Genomic DNA, 4,070 nt, shown 5'->3' with positions numbered 1-4,070 from the left:
TCCGGCAGCGTGGTCACGTTCTCCTTTGGTTCAGTCGCTGTCGGTCAGACGGTCACCGCCACGGTCACGGCGCAGGCCACTGAAGACGGCAATCTGACCAACTTCGCCTCGGTCACGAGCAGCCTCTCGGATGCCAACCAGAACAACAACACCGCGTCCGCGACTACCGCCGTGGCCGAGGACACGATCGTGGTCTCTGCGCCCAAGACCGTGACCGGAAAGAACCAGAGCAATGTGACGGTGGCAACCTTCACTCACGCCAGCGGCGTCGAGCCGACGAGTGCTTTCGTCGCCACGATCAATTGGGGCGATGGCTCGACTTCGAACGGAACTGTAACCGAGTCTGGTTCGACCTACACGGTGAAAGGTTCCCACACCTACGCCCAGAACGGCTCCCATACTGTTACGACCACCGTGGTGGAACCCAACGGCTCTGGCGGAAATCCGAAACCCGGACCGGGGGGTGGTCCCGGCCCCGTTGCGACGCCGCCAAGTGATCCTGCCTCGGCTGGCGACGACGACGATGACGGCAACGCACGCCTTCGCGACGTCATCCTGGCCGACACGGCCGGTGCGAGCGGAACAGAATCGGCCGATTGGCTCGCAGCTTTGTCGGGCAGCGTGAACGGCGCCGGCGCCCAACTCGTTGCCGACACCGATAGCTTGGATGCCCTATTCGAGCTTCTGAATGATTCAGGGTCTGATGCTCTCCACCTTGGCAAGAGCAACGGGCTGTTGTCCTGAGATCGAGCGACAACTCGCGCCCACGGTTGTGCGCGGGTCTCCTGACCCAGCACCGGCGTTGACCGAAGGTCTCCCGATCGCCGGTTCGGAGACCTGCGGTCGCGGACGTGTCCTGAATTGGAGCGACAACTCGTTCCCAGGCTCTGCCTGAAAACGAGGAAAACGCCGGTGTCTGGCCGCTTGATTCGGTTTCCAAATTGAGATTCACGGTCGAATCTACTATGATTGGGAGCAAGGAAGATTCCAGTTACGCAGTTTGAGATCCCGCGGGAATTCATGCCGTTCGTTGAGGGCGAGGTCGCGAGTGGGCGTTTTCCTTCTCAGGAAGAGGTAGTTCTTGCCGGTCTTCGGATGCTACGGCAGGACCGCGAGGAAGCGATCGCCGGGATTCAGCAAGGTCTCGCCGAGTGGCAACGCGGCGGGGGCACGCCGCTTGATGAGGCCTTTGCCAAACTTCGTGCGAAGCACGGAGTTTCGGATGGATGAATTCACGCCGATCAGCGGAAGTTGCGCTGGCTGCTTGGCTCGTGGGCCATGGACGCTGAGAAGGGCTCGGAATGGTCCAAGTGGAGCCGGAAGTTTGTGTCGTAGCCGGCGTAGAGCTTTGGCCGGCCGTGGATCACCAGCAGGTTTTCAGCGTTGCTGTGCTCGGCCTGGTTGGTGAAGTTGAAGCTGCCGGTGATGATCGTCTGGCCGTCGATCAGGATGATCTTGTTGTGGGCGATCGAGTGCTTGGAGTCGATATAGGTGGGGATTCGATCGGCCGCGACTTCGCCCGCGTCGGAATGTTCTTTCAAGTCGCTTTTGTCGAGCACGATCGTGACTTTCACGCCGCGATGGTGCGCATCGATCAGGGCATGGGTGATTGGCTCGGAGGTGAACGAGTAGGCCTGCATCTCGATCACATGCTGGGCCTTTTCGATCTCCTCCACCACCCGCTCGGTGCAGCCGCCTTTTGGGGAAAAGTTGACCGTGATCCCGTCTTCAGAAGCCGCCGGAGCGCTGTCGGGCGAAAGGGCCGAGCCGAGATTCACGCCCCCCGATCCGGCCGCGTAGCCGATCGCAAAGGCCAGCGCCATGAGCACGGAGGCCACGAATAGGAACGGTTGACGATTGCTTTGAGATGAGTAACTCATGGCCGGGAATTCTACCGGCGAGCCACAGTCCTGTCTGCGCGAGGAATGCAATGCTAGCAAGGAAGGAAGTCGGCGGGAAGCAAGAGGCAGTTCACATGCGCCGGGTGGCATTGGCGGCCGGAGCCGGCTGGCTGATCGGCCGAATACAAGTACCCAGCTCTCGCCAAGGCAGTGGACTAACTGCCGGCGTTGCAAACCGACTTCAGCCATATAACGGCCGCGAAAACGCGCGCGCCAGAGACACCATACCGTTCCAGCCGATCAAGAATCGCCGGCCTTGCCGGGAGGGGGACCGGTAAGCCGTTCTTTCTTGACATGGCAGCATCCGCCCACGCACAAACCTCATCGAATTCGGCATGCGCGAGTGCTGGGAAGAACTCAGGCGACATTCTGACGATCGGTTGAGTTTTCCGTCCGTCGATTCCGGAATGTGGCATTGGGGCTCCTCGGATAAGTCGAGCGTACTGCGGAACAGGGACTGGTGCCAAGCAGCGGCCGCGAACGCAGCCGGAATCGAGTTGCCCGAGCCAGAGGCAAGGCGCTTCACTGAGGAAAGCCTATGCCACTTTTCGTCGAAGGTCAAATCGCATGAAAAAGGGGCCAGAACATGAAGCCGCGGATTCCCGCAGATTTCTTAATTGTCCTATCTGCGAAAACCTGCGTAATCTGTGGCTCAATCTATCCCCCGGAGACGGCGATGGCTTTCGCCGTTTGGAGAGCCTGCAATCAGACTCGTGCCGCCAGCGGATGGGGTGGGATTCGAACCCACGGTGGAGGAACCCCCACATCAGTTTTCAAGACTGACGCCTTAGACCACTCGGCCACCCATCCGAAATGCGCGCGATCCAGCCTGGCTCGCTCGCCAAGCGGGCCTATGGCGCGACAACGGTGAACTCTAACTCTCTCGCTGCGGTCGTGTCAAACCAAGGCCGGATCACGAAAGATCGAAAGCGCGATTACTCGAACAGAATTCGAGACGGTCGAGAATGCCTCTCATTCGTCGTACGACCTCCGCCGGATCCTCGAATTCCCGCTGCGACAGAAAGACCCATTCCAACCAATTGAAGCCGGATAACAGCATCGCGCTTTCGTCAAAGACGCGCACCAGCGTCAGTTCCTCATCGGAGAGGGGGCGCACTGCCTGATACGCGGCCAGTCCGTGCTCCCGGGCTTCCAGATCGTCGCCCGCCAGGCTGCCGAGCAATCGAGCCACGTCGCCGGCGACTGTTTCGAGCCGCAGAGCGCCGAAATCGATGATCCCGCTGACTCGATCTCCCTCGAAGAGCACATGATCGTGCCAGACATCGCGGATGCAGGGCTGCAATGGCACTCGGATCGAGGCGGCGGATATGAGCCTCTCCCCGACGGTTCGCTGGACACGGAAAAACAAAGCGAACAGCCGCTCCGCCATGCCAGCCAATTCGGCCCATTCGGGGCGATTCGAGCCTATTTGAGAACCGTCTACGGAGAGGGGGACAGTCCCCTTTAGTTCCGCGACCATCGAGGCGATGGTGCCCGCCGCAAAAGGGGGCAATCCCCGACGGTTCTCGACCGCGATCGACAAGCGGGTCAAACCGCCAGACCGAAGTTGTTCCAATTGCGCGAGGCGCGACAAGTTGCCAGGAGATGCTGCGAGTTGCTGGTCTGATTGCGGAAACTCCGCTGCCGCTCGGTGCCAGCGGGCCAGCGCCGTCAGCGCCGCCGCCAACTTCTCCGGCTTCCGCTCGGGCAAGTAGTCTGCGGCGCCAGGGAGCCAGGGCGTCAATTCCCAGAGGTGGCCGAAGTGCGAGCAGGTTGTTTTGCCGGATAACGTCCGGATTGGCAATGGAAGGAGAAAGAATCCATGACGATGAACGTAGTCCAATACGGCATGGACGAATTCCAGCCGCCGCGCACTCGGGCGCTCGGCGGGCCAGCGCCGAAGGCAGAGGAATCCCCGCGGTGCTTCGAGCCGCCAGAAGCGCGCCCCGCTAAACCCGCCGGCCGAGCCGAGATTCTCGATCCGCCGCGGCTCGCAATCGGAGGAATAAGCGGCCAGCACAGGAGAAAGGGCCAATTCGGCGGACATCTCGAAATCATCCAACCGACATGTCACTCGACAATTCGGCGGCGGCGACCCCAGGGCTTTTTACTTTTTCACATCGCGAGGTTTGGGGCGACCACTTTAGTCACTAGCCCGAAGCGCAAGCG

The 4,070-nt window shown here is 60.8% G+C and carries 3 protein-coding genes and 1 tRNA gene; 1 reads left to right on the top strand and 3 read right to left on the bottom strand.

Features of this window, described 5'->3' with window-relative positions; all coding sequences use genetic code 11:
* On the top strand, positions 1 to 744 hold a 744-nt coding region (locus VGY55_25515; protein HEV2973350.1), incomplete at its 5' end, for a hypothetical protein.
* 497 nt (positions 745 to 1,241) lie between these two features.
* Here the strand turns inward: VGY55_25515 and VGY55_25510 are convergent.
* The 3 genes from VGY55_25510 to VGY55_25500 all read right to left on the bottom strand — a co-directional run bounded on the left by VGY55_25510 (position 1,242) and on the right by VGY55_25500 (position 3,948).
* Positions 1,242 to 1,880 (bottom strand): phospholipase D family protein, encoded by a 639-nt coding sequence (locus VGY55_25510; protein HEV2973349.1) that lies wholly within the window; start codon positions 1,878 to 1,880, stop codon positions 1,242 to 1,244.
* Between the two features lie 744 nt (positions 1,881 to 2,624).
* Positions 2,625 to 2,711 (bottom strand) — tRNA-Ser (locus VGY55_25505).
* Positions 2,712 to 2,814: 103 nt separating this feature from the next.
* The gene (locus VGY55_25500) at positions 2,815 to 3,948 is read right to left on the bottom strand and encodes a phosphotransferase (GenBank protein ID HEV2973348.1); all 1,134 of its coding nucleotides are present in this window, start codon (positions 3,946 to 3,948) and stop codon (positions 2,815 to 2,817) included.
* Positions 3,949 to 4,070: the final 122 nt, after the last annotated feature.

It is taken from the genome of Pirellulales bacterium (assembly GCA_035939775.1).
In the GTDB taxonomy this organism is placed as follows: domain Bacteria; phylum Planctomycetota; class Planctomycetia; order Pirellulales; family DATAWG01; genus DASZFO01.
This window is presented reverse-complemented; position numbering and strand designations above follow the sequence as displayed.